Annotated in this window: 18 protein-coding genes; 9 read left to right on the top strand and 9 right to left on the bottom strand. The window is 28.3% G+C overall.

Annotated elements, in window-relative coordinates; genetic code table 11:
• Nucleotides 1-49 precede the first annotated feature (49 nt).
• From SHK09_RS00780 to SHK09_RS00770, 3 genes are all read right to left on the bottom strand, one after another.
• Entirely contained in the window at nt 50-715 is a 666-nt protein-coding gene (locus SHK09_RS00780) for a LysE family translocator (protein WP_319808860.1), read from the bottom strand.
• An 88-nt stretch (nt 716-803) separates the two neighbouring features.
• Complete coding sequence (locus SHK09_RS00775; RefSeq protein WP_319808859.1) at nt 804-1,850, bottom strand: ferredoxin--NADP reductase; 1,047 nt, start codon at nt 1,848-1,850, stop codon at nt 804-806.
• Nucleotides 1,851-1,857: 7 nt separating this feature from the next.
• On the bottom strand, nt 1,858-2,847 hold the full coding sequence (locus tag SHK09_RS00770; protein ID WP_319808858.1) for an aspartate-semialdehyde dehydrogenase: 990 nt from the start codon (nt 2,845-2,847) through the stop codon (nt 1,858-1,860).
• A 388-nt stretch (nt 2,848-3,235) separates the two neighbouring features.
• Between SHK09_RS00770 and SHK09_RS00765 the strand changes: the two genes are divergently transcribed.
• Genes SHK09_RS00765 through SHK09_RS00755 form a run of 3 tightly spaced genes read left to right on the top strand, consistent with a single transcriptional unit; the run spans nt 3,236 to nt 4,821 of the window.
• Nucleotides 3,236-4,267, top strand: coding sequence for a rhodanese-related sulfurtransferase (locus SHK09_RS00765; RefSeq protein WP_319808857.1), 1,032 nt, complete (start codon nt 3,236-3,238; stop codon nt 4,265-4,267).
• 44 nt (nt 4,268-4,311) lie between these two features.
• Nucleotides 4,312-4,560, top strand: coding sequence for a type II toxin-antitoxin system prevent-host-death family antitoxin (locus tag SHK09_RS00760; RefSeq protein ID WP_319808856.1), 249 nt, complete (start codon nt 4,312-4,314; stop codon nt 4,558-4,560).
• Nucleotides 4,561-4,821: a Txe/YoeB family addiction module toxin gene (locus tag SHK09_RS00755; RefSeq protein ID WP_319808855.1), complete on the top strand. Its 261-nt coding sequence runs from the start codon at nt 4,561-4,563 to the stop codon at nt 4,819-4,821.
• A 105-nt stretch (nt 4,822-4,926) separates the two neighbouring features.
• Here SHK09_RS00755 and SHK09_RS00750 read toward each other — a convergent pair whose 3' ends face one another.
• From SHK09_RS00750 to SHK09_RS00725, 6 genes are all read right to left on the bottom strand, one after another.
• Nucleotides 4,927-7,593, bottom strand: a complete 2,667-nt coding sequence (locus SHK09_RS00750; protein WP_319808854.1) for a carboxypeptidase-like regulatory domain-containing protein — start codon at nt 7,591-7,593, stop codon at nt 4,927-4,929.
• Entirely contained in the window at nt 7,581-8,372 is a 792-nt protein-coding gene (locus SHK09_RS00745; RefSeq protein ID WP_319808853.1) for a GLPGLI family protein, read from the bottom strand. Before SHK09_RS00745 ends, SHK09_RS00750 begins: the two co-directional genes overlap by 13 nt.
• A 402-nt stretch (nt 8,373-8,774) precedes the next feature.
• Nucleotides 8,775-9,536, bottom strand: a complete 762-nt coding sequence (locus SHK09_RS00740) for a GLPGLI family protein (protein WP_319808852.1) — start codon at nt 9,534-9,536, stop codon at nt 8,775-8,777.
• Between the two features lie 50 nt (nt 9,537-9,586).
• A complete protein-coding gene (locus SHK09_RS00735) occupies nt 9,587-9,811 on the bottom strand; it encodes a hypothetical protein (RefSeq protein ID WP_319808851.1) in 225 nt (74 codons plus the stop codon).
• 398 nt (nt 9,812-10,209) lie between these two features.
• On the bottom strand, nt 10,210-11,010 hold the full coding sequence (locus SHK09_RS00730) for a GLPGLI family protein (protein ID WP_319808850.1): 801 nt from the start codon (nt 11,008-11,010) through the stop codon (nt 10,210-10,212).
• A 76-nt stretch (nt 11,011-11,086) separates the two neighbouring features.
• Nucleotides 11,087-11,437 (bottom strand): hypothetical protein, encoded by a 351-nt coding sequence (locus tag SHK09_RS00725; protein WP_319808849.1) that lies wholly within the window; start codon nt 11,435-11,437, stop codon nt 11,087-11,089.
• A 647-nt stretch (nt 11,438-12,084) separates the two neighbouring features.
• Between SHK09_RS00725 and SHK09_RS00720 the strand changes: the two genes are divergently transcribed.
• From SHK09_RS00720 to SHK09_RS00695, 6 genes are all read left to right on the top strand, one after another.
• On the top strand, nt 12,085-13,599 hold the full coding sequence (locus tag SHK09_RS00720) for a regulatory iron-sulfur-containing complex subunit RicT (protein WP_319808848.1): 1,515 nt from the start codon (nt 12,085-12,087) through the stop codon (nt 13,597-13,599).
• The gene (locus SHK09_RS00715; protein WP_319808847.1) at nt 13,577-14,074 is read left to right on the top strand and encodes a gliding motility lipoprotein GldH; all 498 of its coding nucleotides are present in this window, start codon (nt 13,577-13,579) and stop codon (nt 14,072-14,074) included. The genes SHK09_RS00720 and SHK09_RS00715 overlap by 23 nt, the downstream gene beginning before the upstream one ends.
• A 1-nt stretch (nt 14,075) precedes the next feature.
• On the top strand, nt 14,076-16,349 hold the full coding sequence (locus SHK09_RS00710; RefSeq protein WP_319808846.1) for a penicillin-binding protein 1A: 2,274 nt from the start codon (nt 14,076-14,078) through the stop codon (nt 16,347-16,349).
• Between the two features lie 57 nt (nt 16,350-16,406).
• The gene (locus tag SHK09_RS00705; RefSeq protein WP_319808845.1) at nt 16,407-17,108 is read left to right on the top strand and encodes a CoA transferase subunit A; all 702 of its coding nucleotides are present in this window, start codon (nt 16,407-16,409) and stop codon (nt 17,106-17,108) included.
• A gap of 2 nt (nt 17,109-17,110) precedes the next feature.
• Nucleotides 17,111-17,767, top strand: coding sequence for a 3-oxoacid CoA-transferase subunit B (locus SHK09_RS00700; protein ID WP_319808844.1), 657 nt, complete (start codon nt 17,111-17,113; stop codon nt 17,765-17,767).
• Between the two features lie 224 nt (nt 17,768-17,991).
• On the top strand, nt 17,992-18,222 hold the full coding sequence (locus tag SHK09_RS00695; protein WP_319808843.1) for a hypothetical protein: 231 nt from the start codon (nt 17,992-17,994) through the stop codon (nt 18,220-18,222).
• Nucleotides 18,223-18,230 lie beyond the last annotated feature (8 nt).

The raw sequence follows: 18,230 nt of genomic DNA, 5'->3' as shown, positions 1-18,230 counted from the left end.
TCATTTATGCAAATAAATGAGGTCTTTTTATTTTAGATAAACGTTTATTTTAATTTATAAATTCTTCTATTTTGTCATTAGGAATAAAGCCTTTTAGCATTAAAAAGATACCACAGATTATTAATATAATTCCCATAATTTTTTTTACTCTAAAAATTACTGGTGGTGTCATTTTATTTCTAAGTTGCTTTGCTAAAAATATTTTACCTAAATCTGTTATAAAATAACCTAACAAAACGGTTCCAAAATACCAAAAAATAGCATTCTGATTCATTTTTAAAGTAGGCCCAATTACCAAAACAGTTCCTAGCCAAAAAGCTAAAACACCAACGTTAATAAAGTTTAAAAAGAAACCTTTAAAGAAGAGTTTTAAGTAATTGTTTTTAATAGGCACCTCTACAATTTTTGCAGACTCTAAAGCATCTTTTTTATTTTCTTTCTCTAGATAAGTTATCAAGCCATAAATAATTAACACTAAACCTCCTAAAAAGAACAATCTAGGGTCGTCTTTTATTTTTTCTAGTAAAGATCTACTACCATAATAAGCAATTAAAATAAAGGTTAAGTCGCCAAGAATAACGCCTAAATCAAAAACAATTGCAGCTCTAGCACCTTTTAAGATGCTGGTTTGTATCAACATAAAAAAAACAGGCCCTATCATGAAAGCCATGAAAAAACCAATTAAAAAAGCGTTTTTAAAATCGTAAATATCCATTGTCTAAAATTAACATTTTTAATTGAAGTAAAAAAAAACGGATGAAGAAACCATCCGTTTTTTAATAAAGTATATTCTCATTTAAAATTTAAACATCATCAAAATCGATTACAATTTTTGATGTTGTAGGAAATGCTTGACAAGCTAAAACAAAACCCTCTTCAATTTCACTATCTGTTAAGATCGAGTTTTTAACCATTACAGCCTTTCCTTCGGTAACTTTACAAAGACAAGAGCTACAAACACCGCCTTGGCAAGAATAAGGTGCATCTAAATCGTTACGTAAACTTGCAGCTAAAAGATCATCTGTTTGCGACATTGTAAAAGTTGTTTCTTCATCATCTAAAAGAACAGTAATTTCTGTTTGTCCTTCTTTAACTTGCGCAGCTTTTTCTTTATCTACAGAAGCAGTAAATAACTCGAAATGAACGTTTTCTTTTGCTATTTTATTGTTTCCTAAAGTCTTAGAAACATCTTTAATCATTTCTTCTGGTCCGCATAAAAAAGCAGCATCAAAAGTAGTTTCCTTGTACATGTTCTTTACAAAGTAGTTGGTAACGTTACCGTCAATTCTACCACGTAAACCATTTTTTACGTTTTCTCTACTATAAATGTAGTGTAGTTTAAAACGATCTAAATACGTTGTTTTTAATTGCTCTAACTCATCAAAAAAGATAGTATCAGCAATAGATTTATTACCATAAACTAGCGTAAAGTTAGAAGTACTTTCTGTTTCTAATACCGTTTTAACCATCGATAAGATTGGTGTAATACCAGAACCAGCAGCAAAGCCAATGTAGTTTTTGTTTGCTTCAGTATTTAATAAAAAACGACCTTCTGGTACAGAAATTTCTATCTCATCACCAACTTTTAAGCTAGATGTTGCGTATGTAGAGAAGATTCCGTTTTCTACTTTTTTAATAGCAACTCTAATTTCGCCGCTATTAGGAGTAGAACAAATAGAATATGCTCTTCTAATTTCTTCGTTATTTATTTCTTTTTGAAGTGTAATGTATTGTCCTGCTTTAAATTTAAAATCTGCTTTTAAATTTTCAGGTATCTTAAATACAACAGAAACCGCATCTGCGGTTTCTTGTTTTATTTCTTGTATGTTTACTTTGTGAAATTCTGCCATAAATGTATTAAACTAAATTATTCTCAACTAAATATTCAGCTATTTGAACTGTATTTGTAGCTGCACCTTTTCTTAGGTTATCTGCAACAATCCACAAATTTAAGGTATTTTCTTGAGATTCATCCCTTCTAATTCTACCAACAAACACTTCATCTTTATTATGTGCATTAATTGGCATTGGGTAAATGTTATTTGCAAGGTCATCTTGTACAATAATACCAGGAGTATTAGAAAGTATTTCGCGTACCTCATTTACATCAAAATCATTATGAAACTGAACGTTTACAGCTTCAGAATGGCCACCAGCAGTAGGTATTCTAACAGCAGTAGCTGTTACAGAAAAAGAATCATCACGTAAAATTTTCTTAGGTTCTTTTACCAATTTCATTTCCTCTTTTGTGTATCCGTTTTCTAAAAAAACATCACAATGTGGCAATGCATTTCTACCAATTTTATAAGGATATGCCATTTCACCGTCAATACCAGCCTCTTCATTATCTAATTGTTGTACAGCTTTTACACCAGAACCAGAAACAGATTGATACGTAGAAATTACCAAACGTTTCATTTTATATTTTAAATGAAGCGGAGATAAAGCTGCTACTAATTGAATTGTAGAGCAGTTTGGGTTTGCAATAATTTTATCATCCTTGGTTAATACATCTCCGTTAATTTCTGGAACCACTAATTTCTTGGTAGGGTCCATTCTCCAAGCAGAAGAATTATCTATAACTGTTGTACCAACTTCAGCAAACTTAGGAGCCCATTCTAAAGAAGTCTCTCCGCCAGCAGAAAATAAAGCAATATCTGGCTTCATTTTAACAGCATCTTCTAAAGTTACAACGGTATAATCTTTTCCTTTATAAGCTAATTTTTTTCCAGCAGATCTTGCAGAAGCTACAGGAATTAATTCCGTTATTGGTAAATTACGCTCTTCTAAAACTTTCAACATTACTGTGCCCACCATTCCAGTTGCACCTACTACAGCTATTTTCATCGCCTAAAAATTTAATATTATAAATTGAACTACAAATATCTTAAAAATAATAATCATACAAATCACTTAAAACGTTATAAATCAACTAAAGTTTAAAAATGAAGCAACTATTTTTTAGATGTTTAAATTTTAACAAATTGATATAAAATTATTTTTTGAAGCTATTTCCAGCTTTCCGCACTCGCTTTTTTTGTCTAAAAAGCCAAAAAAGAGCTCAAACAAATGCTTCAATCTAGGCTAAACATGTTTGCTAGCTTCTATTAAAACTTAGCAAAACCTATGAAATGCATGATAAAAATCATAAAATCTGTTTCTAAAATTTGTAACTTTGCAACTAGAAAAAACTGAAACAAATTCAGTTTAAAACGTTAAACCTAATTAGTATAGCATGCAACTGTACAATAAGTTAAGCGCAATAGAACGCGCTGCATTAATAGACGAAGCTGGTAAAGACCGCTTAACAATTTCATTCTATCAATATTTTAAGATAGAAAACCCACAATTATTTAGAGACAAGTTATTTCTAGAATGGAATGCTTTAGATGTGCTTGGTAGAATTTATGTTTCTTACGAAGGTATAAATGCACAATTATCTGTGCCGTCAGAAAACTTTTACGCATTAAAAGATCAATTAGATAGTATCTCTTTTTTAAAAGATATTCGTTTAAATGTTGCCGTAGAACATGACAATAAATCATTCTTAAAGCTAAAAGTAAAAGTTAGAAACAAAATTGTAGCCGATGGTTTAAATGACGAAACGTTTGATGTAACTGCAAAAGGAGTTCATTTAAATGCCGCTGAATTTAATGCAATGTTAGCAAACCCAGATACGGTTTGTGTAGATATGCGTAACCATTACGAAAGTGAAATTGGTCATTTCGATGGTGCTGTAACACCAGATGTAGATACTTTTAGAGATTCTTTAGATATTATAGAAGAAGATTTAAAAGACAACAAAGAAGATAAGAATTTGTTAATGTATTGTACTGGCGGAATTCGTTGCGAAAAAGCCTCTGCATATTACAAACACAAAGGCTTTAAAAATGTTTTTCAGCTAGAAGGCGGTATTATAGAATACACACGTCAAGTAAAAGAAGAAGGTATCGAGAATAAATTTATTGGTAAGAACTTTGTGTTCGATCATAGAAGAGCAGAACGCATTACAGACCATGTAGTTTCTAATTGCCACCAATGTGGTAAAGCGTGTGATGAACATACAAATTGTGCAAACGAAGCATGTCATTTATTGTTTATTCAATGTGATGAATGTTCAGAAGCTATGGAAAACACGTGTTCTACAGATTGCCAAGAAATAATTCAACTGTCTTTTGAAGAGCAAAAAGAACTTAGAAGAGGAAAAGGAAATAGTAATAAAATCTTTAAAAAAGGACGAAGTGAAGTTTTAAAGTTTAAGAAGTAGAAATAAAAAGAACTTGTTTAAGTACTTTTTTATATATTTGTACAATGGAAACAGTAAACTATACAGATTTTCGCTCAAATCTAAAACATTGGTTTGACAAGGTTTTTAATGATGTAAGCGATATTGTTATTAAAAGAAAAGGAGGTAAAGATTTGGTTTTAATTTCTTTAGATGAGTATAATTCGTTAAAAGAAACAAGTTATTTACTTACAGGTAAAAACAGAGACGTATTATTAAATTCTATTAAAGAATTAGAAGCTGGTAATGGAAGTCAAAAAGAAATTATAGAATAAATGAAATTTATTTGGTCTACTTTTTCTTGGAACGATTATTTGTACTGGCAAAAAGTTGATAAAAAAGTAGTAAAACGAATTAATGAATTAATTAAAAGTGCTACTAGAACACCTTTTGAAGGAATTGGGAAACCAGAAGCATTAAAAGGAGATTTACAGAGCTATTGGTCTAGAAGAATAACTTCAGAACATAGGTTGGTTTATAAATATGAGAACGAACAATTATTTATTGCTGCTTGTCGTTATCATTATGGAAAATAAATCTTTACAAAAGGACAAAGTGAAGTTTTAGAGTTTAAGAAGTAATTAAATTCTAAAAGATATTTAAAAGCTCTCATTTTCTGAGAGCTTTTTTTTGTTAAATAATTAAAAACGATATTCCATTTTTAATAAAATAGATCTTGGTAATAATCTATATTCTGTAGAAGAACTTCCAAAATCGCTAATAGAAAAATTTCTAAATTTTTTGGTGTTAAATAAGTTTTTACCCGAAATACTAAGTGTTAGTTTGTCTTTTAAAATTTCATATCTGCTTTCTGCATCTAAAAAATAGTAGGTATTATCGTTTTCTAAATTGCCAAAAAAATAGCGTTCTGTTTGTACCTGAAAATCGAATTTTTCACTAAAAACAAAAGATAAATCTAAAAAACTAGTGTTATCTGTAAATGAATTTTCTATAGTAGTTTTTATAGTGTTTGTATTCCATTTAGAACCAAAATGATAATTAAATATGCCAGAAAAACCAGAGCGCATTTCAAAACCATAATTATAAGTTTTAGATTTTATTTCTCTTAAATTAGAGTTGTTAATAATGTTTTTAAAGTTGTTTTCAGAATAACCAAGCTCTAATTTTAAGTTAGAAGAAATAAAGTTAAAGTAATAATCTAAATTGGTATTTATACTTAAAAAAGAGTTGTCTTTTATTAGTATTTTTTCTGTTTGTGCATAATTCTGAGTGATAATAGAATTTGTAGAAAAGAAATTATGATTTTTATTATAGATAAGAAAAGTATTCGCAAAAAAGCGTTCGCTCCAATTACCTAATTGATAGTTAAAAATAAAATTAGAAGAATTTAATTGATTAAAGTTACCTGTACCTTTTGTAAAAGACCTAAAACCCGTCAATACAAAATTATCATACACGTCTAATATAGATGCATTTCTATAATTATAACTATAAGAAGTCATTAACTTGTTCTTATCATTTATTTTCCAATCGAAACCTATACTTGGGTTTATGTAAAAAGGAGTGTCTTCTTTTGTAATGGTTTTATCTGTAAAGCGATTGTATAGTTGATGAAAATCTAATTTACCAACTAAAGCAAAATCTTTAATTTTGTATCTGTATTTTGTTTTTAAATAACTATTATTTACTAAGTATGAAGTATTGTTTTGGTAATCAGTTGGTTTATTTAAAACAGTTTTATCTTCTAATAAAGAAAAAACGGTCTTTAAATTATCTTTTCTAAACTCGTTACCTAATTTTAGTTCTACTAAATTGTCATTCTCTTTTCTATCCAATAAATGCACGTTTATGCCTGCAAATGTCATTTTATTAGTACTTAATTGTTGCACATTGTCTGCATTTGTTGCATTTGGAAATAAATCTTGATACAAAAACCTATTTAAAGAATAATTTTGTGGTGTTTCTTCCTTTATAAATCGTCCACTTAATAAAAATACTTTTTTATCTTTAAATTTATTGGTGTAATTTATTTTTTGGTCAAAAAGTGTGTTGTTACTTTCTAAATTTTCTAGGGTAGATTTTCCGTTAAAAATTAAATTAGAATTGGCATTATAGTTACCACTATTATATTTTGTGGTACTTTCTAACATTTTGGTTTTAGAAATATTATAAATAACATCTACTTTACCAAAACCAATTATTTTTTTGTTTCTAAGGGTAAAATCTTCTGTATTTGTAAAATTGGTATTGTTTGCATTAAAAACCTCTGTACTATTTCTAAAAAAATCGGTTTCATCCCAATTAAAAAAGCCCAACGTTTTTATTTTTACTTTTTCTGTAGGATTAAAAATGGCATTTAAAGATAATAATTCTGCATTATTAAAATTAGTTCTACTTCTTTTAAAATTCAAACTTCCTGCAGATAAGTTTAATAAATTACCAACTTGCATATTGTCACCAATAACCCCTGCTTCATTTGTGCGAAAAGGTCTTATTAAGCTTTGTATATCGCCAGTGGCATTGTAGCCAATATTGTTCAAATTGGTTAAAAAATAGTATTTATTTTTTTTACCAAAGTTCATTAAATTTCCTTTTAATTCGTAGAAATTATCGTTACCCAAACCAATAGTGGTGTTTCCAAACCAAATACGTTTCGCTTTTTCATTCATTTTTAAATTTAGGGCAACTTTGTTACTTTCTTCTACACCTTTTAATAACCTGTTGTTAGAGTATTTTTTTAAAACCTCTACTTCTTCTATTGGATACGCAGGCATGTTTTTAGAAAGAATTTTGTAACCTTTTTCAAATAGATCATCGCCATCAATCATCAATTTTTCTATTTCTTGATTGCCCACTTTTATAGTTCCTTGGCTATCTATATTTAAACCTGGTATTTTTTTTAATAAATCCTCAACTGTTTGTTCTGTGCCGTTTACAAAAAATTTGGTTTTAAAAGTTATGGTGTCTTTTTTTATTTTGATTTCTTTTTCAGCTTCAATAATAATTTCGTCTAACTCAAAAGGTTTTTCTTTTAAAATAGCGTCTATTTTTATGTTTTTTTGGGTTGTAATTTCAAAAGAAACAGTTTTAGTTTTGTAGCCTAAAGAAGAAAAAGTGATGTTAAATTTTCCTTTTTTTATTGTAGAAAATTGATAAATGCCTTTTTCTGAGGCATACGTGTAATCTACAATATTATTTATGCTGTCTTTTAAAAGTACACTTGCAGAAAATAGGTTTTTTTTTGCGTCTTTAACAATGCCAGAAATTTTGGTTTGAGAAAAACATAGGTTTTGAAAAAATAAAAGTATTATTAGAAATTTTAATTCTTTGTTGTTTATTTCTCCCATTCGAAAATTATTTCTTTTCCTTGTCTATTAGAATTCACTTTAAAATTCGCTTTAGCACCTCTAGGTAATTTACTTTTAACTTTTTCTTGAAATTTTTTTCTATCACTTTGTTTATTGTATTTTTCATCAACAAATTCTTTTAAAGTAATTTCTTTATCATAAACTACTTTTTTAGTAATAGAATTAAATATTTCATTTTGTTGTTTAATTTCTTTAGCAATCCACCTATACTTAAAAGTTTCGTCATATGCTTCAAGTATTAAACCAGGAGTTCCAAACAACTTCCATGGACCAAAACGTAAAGGAATTTCTTTTGCATACCAAACAATGTAGTTTCTTCCTCTAAAATTTGTTGTTGCTTTAAGACATTCGTAATTTCCAATTAATTTTGTTTCAGAATATTTTATATTCCAATTAATTTGTGGTGCTGTTTCATTTACTTTAAAGATTATCTTATTAAAAACAATTGTTTCAATTGATGTAATTTTTTTTTCTATCAAATTTATATCTACTTTTCTTATTACTCCATTTGGCATGTAATTTATATTTATAGTAGTTGTATTAATTTCTTCGGTTGCTTCTTCATTTGTTTCATTATTAAGAAGTTTATATTCTGGCAACTCAATAAACTTAGATAGATTATTGTTAGTTATACCTAAGTAAGATTTTTTTACTCTAGGGCTTGAAGTATTATAGTATACATCATATTCAACATATATACTTTTATCTTGTGAAAAAGCTTGTAAACTGATAAATATTAAAAATAGAATTTTTTTCACTGGAATAAATTTAAAACAAACTTTTTTTTAAAAAAAAATAGAAAGTTTGTTATTGTATTTAATTTAGAATTTCATTAGCTATCTCATTTGAAACTTCAATGTTATATTCAACAGTTACTAATGTATTTCCTTCTTCATCATTTACATTGTGTATTATTTTACACCTTTAAATAAGTCAGAATTTTTAATAAAAATATCAGTAAAATTGTCAAATTTTACAAGCACTGTTTCATTTTCGATAGATTTTCTTTTTTCGTTGTTATTTGCAAAAGCAATGTTTGTAGTTAGCATTAAAACCAAGATAAATACTATTTTTTTTCATAGTATTAAGTTTTTAAATTTATTTTCTTTTAAATTAGATGTTTAATTTTTTATAACTTTACTAGTTATTTTTCTTCAATGTCAAAAGTTTTCTAATTTTATTTCTTTTGGACAATCGTCACAATCGGTTGTTAATTTAAAAGGCTTAGAACCTTTTGGTAATTTAGCATTTACTCTAGAAAAATATTCTTTATCTTTTATCTTAGTTTGTTTTAAGAATTCTTTAATGCTGATTGCCTTTTTTAATATTTTTTTATCTAAATTTATTTTACACTTATTTTTTTTATTAAAGGTAACCTTAGTTGCTATAATTTTAGTTATATTATTCGAGTCTGAAAGTTGTAAAATAAGACCAGGTAAATCTTTTGCTTTCCATGGTCCAAAAGGAACAGGTATTTCATTTGTAAACCAAGCAGTGAAGAAACTTCCCCGAAAGTTAACTGTTGCTTTTTGGCATTTAAAATTACCAATCATCTTTTTATCAGTTAATATTTTCCATTTCCATTTTTTTTTATCCTCTTCTATAATATCAACATCTGTATCAATATATTCGCTACTAAAAAAAAAGTAATTTATATTGTTATAAAAAAATATTTTTTCTTTACTTCTTTTTCCTAAAATAATTTTTGTAGTTTTCTTACCCTCTTCATATGCTACTTCTTGTTTATTTTTTGATTCATTATTGTCTATAAATACATTGTAGGACTCTTTTTCATTAAAGGTCATCTCATAAAAGAAGGTTGAATATTTTCCTTCTATTTTATAATATACCTTGCCACACTTTTTTTGGGCATAGATATTGAAAGTTAAAATATAAATAATTAAAAGTATAATTTTTTTCATAAGTAGTATTTAAATAATTATTGGGATATTTTTTGAATATCCCAATAATTTTATCTTTTTATCACTAGTTCAATACCAGCGAGTGTTCCTCCATCGCAAGTCCATTCTGTACAGCCTTTCAGTCTTCTTTCACCTGTACTTGTATTGACAGCATAGGTACACATTCTAGTGCATCTTTCAAAATCGTATTTAGCTTCCTTTTCTTTATTAGAGTTAGAAGTTGTAAAACTCATCATTCCAAAGGCTAAAGCGATTATAAATATTACTTTTTTCATTTTAATTATTTTTAAATTTATTATATAAACGTGCAGAACGTAATAATTACGTTCTAAAATTTCATACAAGAATATCTTCTTGTTAAGGTCTAATAAAAATTTAGAAAGAATGGGCGCAATTTTTTAAAACATTCTTCTTCTTTTTTTTTCTGCTAGCAATTTTTGGAGTGTAAAATGATCAGTTTTTTATCCAAAAACATTCAAATTTAAAAAAAAACAGAACTACACAATTAAATTTCTAACTATTAGGTATATAACTTTAAGTTCTGGGATTAAAATTGATTTTTTTTAGTGTTAAACTATTTAAGTGTTTTTTAAACTTATAGTTGGTTTTTCTATTTATATTTTTTTTTGCGAAAAGCATTGATTTTTGAAAAAATAAAAGTACAATTAGAAATTTAGTTTTGTGTGGTTTCTTTCTCCCATTCATAATTTTTTTCTATGCCAAGTCTCGTTGTTTTTGTAAGCTTTGTACTACTACCTCTTGGAGCATTTGAAATAAATCTTTGATTTGCTATTTTTATTTTTCTTTCAAACCCTTCAATAATACTTTTATAGCTTACAACTGTGGTTTTATATAAGCTATCAGAATATTTTATTTTTAAATCTGTTTGATAGGAACTTATTATTTTTGTTGCTTTCCAATTATAGTTAAAAATTTCACTATCATTAAAAACTTCTACAATAAGACCAGGTAAACCTTTAAATTTGAAAGGACCAAACCCTACAGGTATTTCTGGTGAAAAATATGCTGTAATTTTCGACCCTCTATATTCACTAGTTGCTTTGATACAAATTAAATCACTTATTTTTTTTGTTTCGTTATTAAAAATTTTCCATTTAATATCTGGCATACTATCCAATGCAACAATCGGTTTTTTGTTATTTGGAGGTATACTTATAAAATAGAGGTTAGGCGATTTTAATGAACTATAGTATTTCATAGCATTTATTTTAACTCTATTTTGTTTTATAATATATGTATCATTGCTTTGATTTTTTGAAATATTGTTTTCATTGTTAAAATCAATAAAACTTGTACTATACAGAGCATTATTTGAATCTGCTATTAAATATTCTTTATTAATTCTTGAGTTTTTTGATACTTGATATTCAACATATATTTTTTTTGAATTATTTTGGCATAAGAAAGATTGTAAAAAAGAAAATTGAATAATTATAAATAGTATTTTTTTCATGTATAATTTTTTAATAGTTGTTAAGAAATAGGAATAAATTTCTTAACAACTATTTTGGCTATTATAAAATTAGATTTTACTGATTCATTTCACCTTGCATGAACATAGCATGCACACGTGCGTGCATAGCTCCATATGCTCGACATTGTGATTCTGAATCTGCATCTCTAGTATGAGTATAAGATTGAGAATAACTTTCTCCTGTTACAGTATTTTGAAAATACAAAGTATAACTAAAAGTACAATTACCAAATTTATTTTCAAATACTATTTCAGCCTCTAAATTGTTTGTTAATCTAGAAACTAAAAAAAGATCAGAACTTATTGATATTTTCTCATATTCAATTACTATATCTGTTTCATTATTATTAGCAAAAACTAAACCACTCATTAGCATAAAAGCTAACATAAATATTACTTTTTTCATTTTAATTATTTTTAAATTTATTATATAAACGTGCAGAACGTAATTATTACGTTCTAAAATATCATACAAGAATATCTTCTTGTTAAGGTCTAATAAAAATTTAGAAAGAATGGGCGCAATTTTTTAAAACATTCTTCTTCTTTTTTCTGCTAGCAATTTTTGGAGTGTAAAATGATCAGTTTTTTATCCAAAAACATTCAAATTTAAAAAAAAAACAGAACTACACAATTAAATTTCTAACTATTAGGTATATAGCTTTAAGTTCTGGGATTAAAATTGATTTTTTTTAGTGTTAAACTATTTATTTTTTTTTTAAAACTTATAGTTGGTTTTTATATTTATATATTTTTACCAATTCTAATTTAAAGGCTACAAATTCTAAAGAGAACAAAAGTTAAACAAAGTTTCAAATTATCTTTGGTTATAATGAGAGACTAAAGTAGTTGTAATAACTTTCATTTAGCTATTTTTTCATTCTTCGAGAATGCGTATATTTACGAATTAGTGAAGATTAGATTGTTTTTTTCTATCGATCTGATAATCAAATTATGAACATAAAAATTTCTAGAATTTAAGTGGTTTTTTTGCGTTAATTTTTACTTTAACGCCTGTTAACTAAGGTCTAGAGATTATAAAATATAAATCACATGGCATGTGGAAGTTGTGGTACAACAGAAAATGGCGTACCAAAAGGTTGTAAGAGTAATGGTAATTGTGGGTCTGGAAGTTGCGGAAGTGGTAGTAATAAACTAGCAGTTTTCGATTGGTTGTCTAATATGACTTTACCTAGCGGACAAGAAAGATTCAATATTTTTGAAGTACGTTTTAAAAACGGAAGAAAACATTTTTATAAAAATCCAGATAATTTACCCATAACAATGGGAGATATTGTGGCAACAGAAGGTTCACCAGGACACGATATTGGTACCGTTTCTTTAGCGGGAGAATTGGTAAAAGTGCAAATGAAAAAGCGTAAAATTACTGAAGATCATGAAGATGTTAAGAAAATTTACAGAAAAGCAAGTCAAAGAGACATCGATATTTGGCAACAATCTAGAGGTAAGGAAGAAGAAACTCAAAAAAGGGGAAGAGAGATTTTAGGCCGTTTAGGTTTACAAATGAAGCTTTCTGATGTAGAATACCAAGGAGATGGTAATAAAGCCACTTTTTATTATACCGCTGAAACAAGAGTAGATTTTAGACAATTAATTAGAGATTTGGCAAGTGCATTTTCTATTCGCGTAGAAATGAAGCAGGTAGGAGCAAGACAAGAAGCGGCTCGTTTAGGAGGTGTTGGTTCTTGTGGTAGAGAATTATGTTGTTCTACTTGGTTAACAGATTTTAGAAAAGTAACTACTTCTGCAGCTCGTTATCAGCAATTATCTTTAAATCCGTTAAAGTTAGCAGGACAATGTGGTAAACTAAAATGCTGTTTAAATTTTGAATTAGATACCTATTTAGATGCTTTAAAATCGTTTCCTAAGCAAGATTTAGTTTTAAAAACAGAAAAAGGAGATGCTGTTTTTGTAAAGATGGATATTTTTAAAAACCATCTTTGGTATACGTATAAAGAAGAACGTTTTAAATGGTTTCGTTTAACATTAGAACAAGTTTTAGAAATAGTAGATCTTAATAAAAACAATGAGAAATCTTTATCTTTAGAAGAATATGAAGCAGATGTAGAGATTCCTGTAAAAGTAGATTTTGAAGATGCAGTTGGCCAAGATAGTTTAACACGTTTTGATGTGCCAAAAACTAGCAAACGTAGAAATAATAGAAACAAGAATAAGAAAAAACCTGTTGGCGCAGTTGCTAATAATACGCAGGCAAAACCAAACCCTAGAAGAAAACCTCAGGCAAAGCCTAATAATAAGACACCACAGGCAAAACCTCAAGAACAAAATAAGCCTCAGCAGCAGAAACCGCAAGCGCAAAATAAACCTAAGCCCAAACCAAGACCTAAACCAAGACCAAGGCCTAATGCAAATGCAAAACCAAACACAAATGCTAAGGCAGATGTAGTTGTAAAGCCAAATGTAAAAGCAAATGCGAATACAAATGAGCCAAAAGGTGAAGTGAAAAAGCCAAATAAACCTAGAAAAAACAATAATAAAAATCGTAATAACAACACTCCAAAAAATGGAAGCGATTCAGAAAAATAAAGTTTTAATCTTTTTATTGGTTTCAATTTTAATGTGTTCTTGTAATGATGTTTCAGAATTTAATCAATACAAAACATTAGAAAATAGTTTTTGGAACGTTAAAGAAAAAATAACTTTTAATTTTGAAGTAAAAGATACTATTTCACCTAAAAATTTGTTTCTAAATATTAGAAACAATAATGATTACGAATTTAGTAATCTTTATATTATTACAGAATTAAAATTCCCTAATAATAGTGTTGTTATAGATACTTTACAGTACGAAATGGCAGATGCTTCAGGTAAATTTTTAGGAAATGGTTTTTCTGCAATAAAAGAAAATAAATTATTTTATAAAGAGCGTAAAGTTTTTCCTTTTTCGGGAAACTATACACTTAATATAAGGCAAGCGATGAGAAAGAATGGTGAAATTAATGCAATTGAAAACCTAATTGGTATTCAAGAAGTTGGTTTTAGTATCGAAAAATTAAATTAAGATGACAAAGAAAGAAACAACAAGTTTTAAAAAATATTTAAAGTGGTTTTGGGGAATCGTTTTAGGAGGTTTTACCTTTATTTTATTACTTTTTTTATACACAGCATGGGATCCTTTTAATGCTTTACCTTCTTTTGAAGAATTAGAAAATCCGCAAACAAATTTAGCAACAGAAGTTATTTCTATTGACGGAAAAACGATTGGTAAATACGCTACAGAAAATAGGACACCAATTAATTTTAAAGAGTTACCAGATAATTTAGTAAATGCTCTGGTAGCTACAGAAGATGAACGTTTTTATGAACATTCTGGTATCGATTTTAAAGGTACAGCAAGAGCAATTTTAAAACCAGGAAGTGGTGGTGCAAGTACAATTACGCAACAATTAGCTAAAAACTTGTTTACAGGTAAAGCTTCTAGAAATATTGTTAAAAGAGTGCTTCAAAAAACAAAAGAGTGGGTTGTAGCTACTAAATTAGAGAGGCAATATACTAAAAATGAAATTATTGCGATGTATTTAAATAAATACGATTTTTTAAATCAAGCAGTAGGAATTCGTTCAGCAGCAAGAATATATTTTGGTAAAGAACCTAAAGAATTAGATATTGAAGAGTCTGCAATGTTAATTGGAATGTTGAAAAATTCATCTTATTTTAATCCTTTAAGAAGAGAAAAAAAGGTAAAACAAAGAAGAAATGTTGTGTTGTTACAAATGACACGTAGTAATTTTATAAACGAAGTAGAAAAAGATTCTTTACAAAATTTAGATTTAGGTCTAGACATTCATAAAGAAGACCATAATGAAGGTTACGCAACCTATTTTAGAGGTCATTTACAAAAAGTTATGCGCAAATGGGTGCAAGAACATCCAAAACCAAACGGAGAAGAATATAATATTTTCACAGATGGTCTTAAAATATATGTGACTTTAGATTCTAGAATGCAAAAATATGCAGAAGAAGCAATAGATGAACATATGTCTAACTTACAGAGTTTCTTTTTTAAAGAACAAGAAAAAAATAAAACAGCACCTTTTTATGATATTGATAAAGAGCAAGTTATTGGAATTATAAACAGAGCAAAGAAAAATTCTGAAAGATATAAGCGTTTAAAAATTGCTGGAAAATCATCAAAATATATAGAAGAAGTATTTAAGAAGAAGACAAAAATGAAAGTGTTTTCTTACAAAGGAGATTTAGACACAATTATGTCGCCAAACGATTCTATAAAATATTATAAATACTTTTTACGATCTGGTTTATTATCTATAGAGCCACAAACAGGACACATAAAAGCTTGGGTTGGTGGTGTAGATTATAAACATTTTAAATATGACGCTGTAGAGCAACAAAAAAGACAAGTAGGTTCTACTTTTAAGCCCTTTGTATATGCTACAGCAATTAACCAATTAAAATTATCTCCATGTGACCAGTTTCCTAATATTCCTTATACTATACCTAAAGGAAAGTACGGCATACCAAAAGCTTGGACACCAGACAATTCTAATTCTAAATATGGTGGCATGTTAACTTTAAAAGAAGGTTTAGCAGGTTCTGTAAATACAATGTCTGCAAGATTAATAGATATGGTTTCGCCAGAGAATGTAGTTCGTTTGGCTAAAGCTGCGGGTATTAAAACAGATATTCCAGCAAACCCTTCAATTGCTTTAGGAGCCGTAGAATTATCTTTATTAGAAATGGTAAGTGCATATTCTACCTTTGCAAATAGAGGTTTGCGAGTTAGCCCAATGATTATTACTAGAATTGAAGACAAAAACGGAACTGTTTTAGATGAGTTTACACCAGAAACACAAGAGGTTTTAAGTGAAGAATCTGCCTATGTAGTTTTAAATCTATTAGAAGGAGTTACACAATCTGGTTCTGGAGCAAGATTACGTTCTGGTTATACAACGTACCCAAAAATTGTAACAGGTTTTCCTTATAAGTTTACAAACGCTATTGCCGGTAAAACAGGTACTACACAAAACCAATCTGATGGTTGGTTTATGGGGATTGTACCTAATTTAGCAACAGGTGTTTGGACAGGTGGAGAAGAAAGATCTACTCATTTTCCAGGAATAGGTTACGGGCAAGGAGCAACAATGTCTTTACCTTCTTGGGCGCTATTTATGCAAAAATGTTATGCAGATAAAAGTTTAAAAATAAGTGATTCTAGATTTGATAAACCAACAAACTTATCAATAAACATTAATTGCGACGAGAAAAAAGAAGAGAAAGGTAAGGAAACAGTACCAGAAGAGGATACAGAATTTTAGTGCCTTTTATTTTAAGAGTAATTTTAGCAAGTAGAAAAGTTATAAAATCTAATTATTATGATTAATAAAAAAGTAAATAACGTACAAGAAGCTTTAGAAGGCGTAAAAAGTGAAATGACTTTTATGTTAGGTGGTTTCGGATTATGCGGAATTCCGGAAAACGCTATTTCTGAGTTGGTAAAATTAGATGTTAGAGATGTAACATGTATTTCTAATAATGCGGGTGTAGATGATTTTGGTTTGGGTTTATTACTTCAAAATAAGCAAATTAAAAAAATGATTTCTTCTTATGTTGGTGAAAATGATGAATTTGAAAGACAAATGCTGTCTGGAGAATTAGAAGTAGAATTAACACCACAAGGTACTTTAGCAGAAAAATGTAGAGCAGCACAAGCTGGTTTTCCTGCATTTTATACGCCTGCAGGTTATGGTACTGAAGTAGCAGAAGGAAAAGAAACTAGAGAATTTGATGGTAAAATGTATGTTTTAGAACCTGCGTTTAAAGCAGATTTTGCTTTTGTAAAAGCTTGGAAAGGAGATGCTGCAGGAAACTTAGTTTTTAAAGGAACCTCTAGAAATTTTAATCCTAATATGTGTGGTGCAGCAACAATTACTGTTGCAGAGGTAGAAGAAATGGTAGAAGTAGGTGAGTTAGACCCTAATAATATTCATATTCCAGGAATATTTGTACAAAGAATTTTTGAAGGAAAAGATTACGAAAAGAGAATAGAACAAAGAACAGTAAGACAAAGAAACTAATTATGGCTCTAGATAAAATAGGAATCGCTAAGCGAATTGCACAAGAAGTTCAAGATGGTTTTTACGTAAACTTAGGAATAGGAATTCCTACGTTGGTTGCAAACTATGTTAGAGACAATATAGAGGTTGAGTTTCAATCTGAAAACGGAGTTCTAGGAATGGGACCTTTTCCCTTTGATGGTGAAGAAGATGCAGATATTATAAATGCAGGTAAACAAACTATTACTACAATGCCAGGAGCAAGTTTTTTCGATTCTGCTATGAGTTTTTCTATGATTCGTGGTAAGCATGTAGATTTAACTATTCTTGGTGCTATGGAAGTTTCTGAAAATGGAGACATTGCTAACTGGAAAATTCCAGGGAAAATGGTTAAAGGAATGGGTGGTGCTATGGATTTAGTGGCGTCTGCAGAAAATATTATTGTAGCAATGATGCACACCAATAAACATGGTGAATCTAAAATACTAAAGAAATGTTCTTTGCCTTTAACAGGTGTTGGTTGTGTTACTAAAGTGGTTACTAATTTAGCTGTTTTAGAAGTTAAAAACAATCAGTTTCATTTGTTAGAAAGAGCTCCAGGTGTTTCTGTAGAAGAAATTCAGAAAGCTACAGAAGGAACTTTAGTTATTAATGGAGACATACCAGAAATGAACATTTAGATTGAAAAAAATAAAACCATTTCTCCCTTTTTTATTTCCGGTACTAATTATCCTTTTTGGTTTAATTATTTATAAGATTTTAGGATACGAACCAAATGTGTATACCATCGTTATAAATATTGGTAGTGCCTATGTTTTATCACCTAGATTAAAGAAGATTAAAAAACAAAGTGGTACAGAAGAACAATTTAGTTGGCTCTTTTATAAAAAGATAATTAAATAAAATGAAGGTATTTAAAAAGATGTATTGGTTAATCTATCCTGTTTTAATTGTTGTTTTTATGTTGATTTATGATCAATTATTTACAACAGATATCTTTATAATGAAAGCAATAATTTGTGCTGTTTTAGCCTTTATTCTATCACCTAGAAAAAAGATAACGCTAACTAAAAAAGGAAAAATAAAACAAATTGTTTGGTTATTTTTAAAAGAACCAATACTTATAAATAAATAAAATAAAAG

The sequence above is a fragment of the Polaribacter sp. PL03 genome, assembly GCF_033875165.1.
Lineage (GTDB): Bacteria > Bacteroidota > Bacteroidia > Flavobacteriales > Flavobacteriaceae > Polaribacter.
Note: the sequence above shows the minus strand (reverse complement) of the source record. Positions and strands in the feature narration are given on the sequence as shown.

Excerpts from the sequence above, each read along its gene's own strand:
- SHK09_RS00780 (WP_319808860.1), bottom strand. The coding sequence starts at position 715 with ATGGATATTTACGATTTTAAAAACGCTTTTTTAATTGGTTTTTTCATG.
- SHK09_RS00775 (WP_319808859.1), bottom strand. The coding sequence starts at position 1,850 with ATGGCAGAATTTCACAAAGTAAACATACAAGAAATAAAACAAGAAACC.
- SHK09_RS00770 (WP_319808858.1), bottom strand. The coding sequence starts at position 2,847 with ATGAAAATAGCTGTAGTAGGTGCAACTGGAATGGTGGGCACAGTAATG.
- SHK09_RS00765 (WP_319808857.1), top strand. The coding sequence starts at position 3,236 with ATGCAACTGTACAATAAGTTAAGCGCAATAGAACGCGCTGCATTAATA.
- SHK09_RS00760 (WP_319808856.1), top strand. The coding sequence starts at position 4,312 with ATGGAAACAGTAAACTATACAGATTTTCGCTCAAATCTAAAACATTGG.
- SHK09_RS00755 (WP_319808855.1), top strand. The coding sequence starts at position 4,561 with ATGAAATTTATTTGGTCTACTTTTTCTTGGAACGATTATTTGTACTGG.
- SHK09_RS00750 (WP_319808854.1), bottom strand. The coding sequence starts at position 7,593 with ATGGGAGAAATAAACAACAAAGAATTAAAATTTCTAATAATACTTTTA.
- SHK09_RS00740 (WP_319808852.1), bottom strand. The coding sequence starts at position 9,536 with ATGAAAAAAATTATACTTTTAATTATTTATATTTTAACTTTCAATATC.
- SHK09_RS00735 (WP_319808851.1), bottom strand. The coding sequence starts at position 9,811 with ATGAAAAAAGTAATATTTATAATCGCTTTAGCCTTTGGAATGATGAGT.
- SHK09_RS00730 (WP_319808850.1), bottom strand. The coding sequence starts at position 11,010 with ATGAAAAAAATACTATTTATAATTATTCAATTTTCTTTTTTACAATCT.
- SHK09_RS00725 (WP_319808849.1), bottom strand. The coding sequence starts at position 11,437 with ATGAAAAAAGTAATATTTATGTTAGCTTTTATGCTAATGAGTGGTTTA.
- SHK09_RS00720 (WP_319808848.1), top strand. The coding sequence starts at position 12,085 with ATGGCATGTGGAAGTTGTGGTACAACAGAAAATGGCGTACCAAAAGGT.
- SHK09_RS00715 (WP_319808847.1), top strand. The coding sequence starts at position 13,577 with ATGGAAGCGATTCAGAAAAATAAAGTTTTAATCTTTTTATTGGTTTCA.
- SHK09_RS00710 (WP_319808846.1), top strand. The coding sequence starts at position 14,076 with ATGACAAAGAAAGAAACAACAAGTTTTAAAAAATATTTAAAGTGGTTT.
- SHK09_RS00705 (WP_319808845.1), top strand. The coding sequence starts at position 16,407 with ATGATTAATAAAAAAGTAAATAACGTACAAGAAGCTTTAGAAGGCGTA.
- SHK09_RS00700 (WP_319808844.1), top strand. The coding sequence starts at position 17,111 with ATGGCTCTAGATAAAATAGGAATCGCTAAGCGAATTGCACAAGAAGTT.
- SHK09_RS00695 (WP_319808843.1), top strand. The coding sequence starts at position 17,992 with ATGAAGGTATTTAAAAAGATGTATTGGTTAATCTATCCTGTTTTAATT.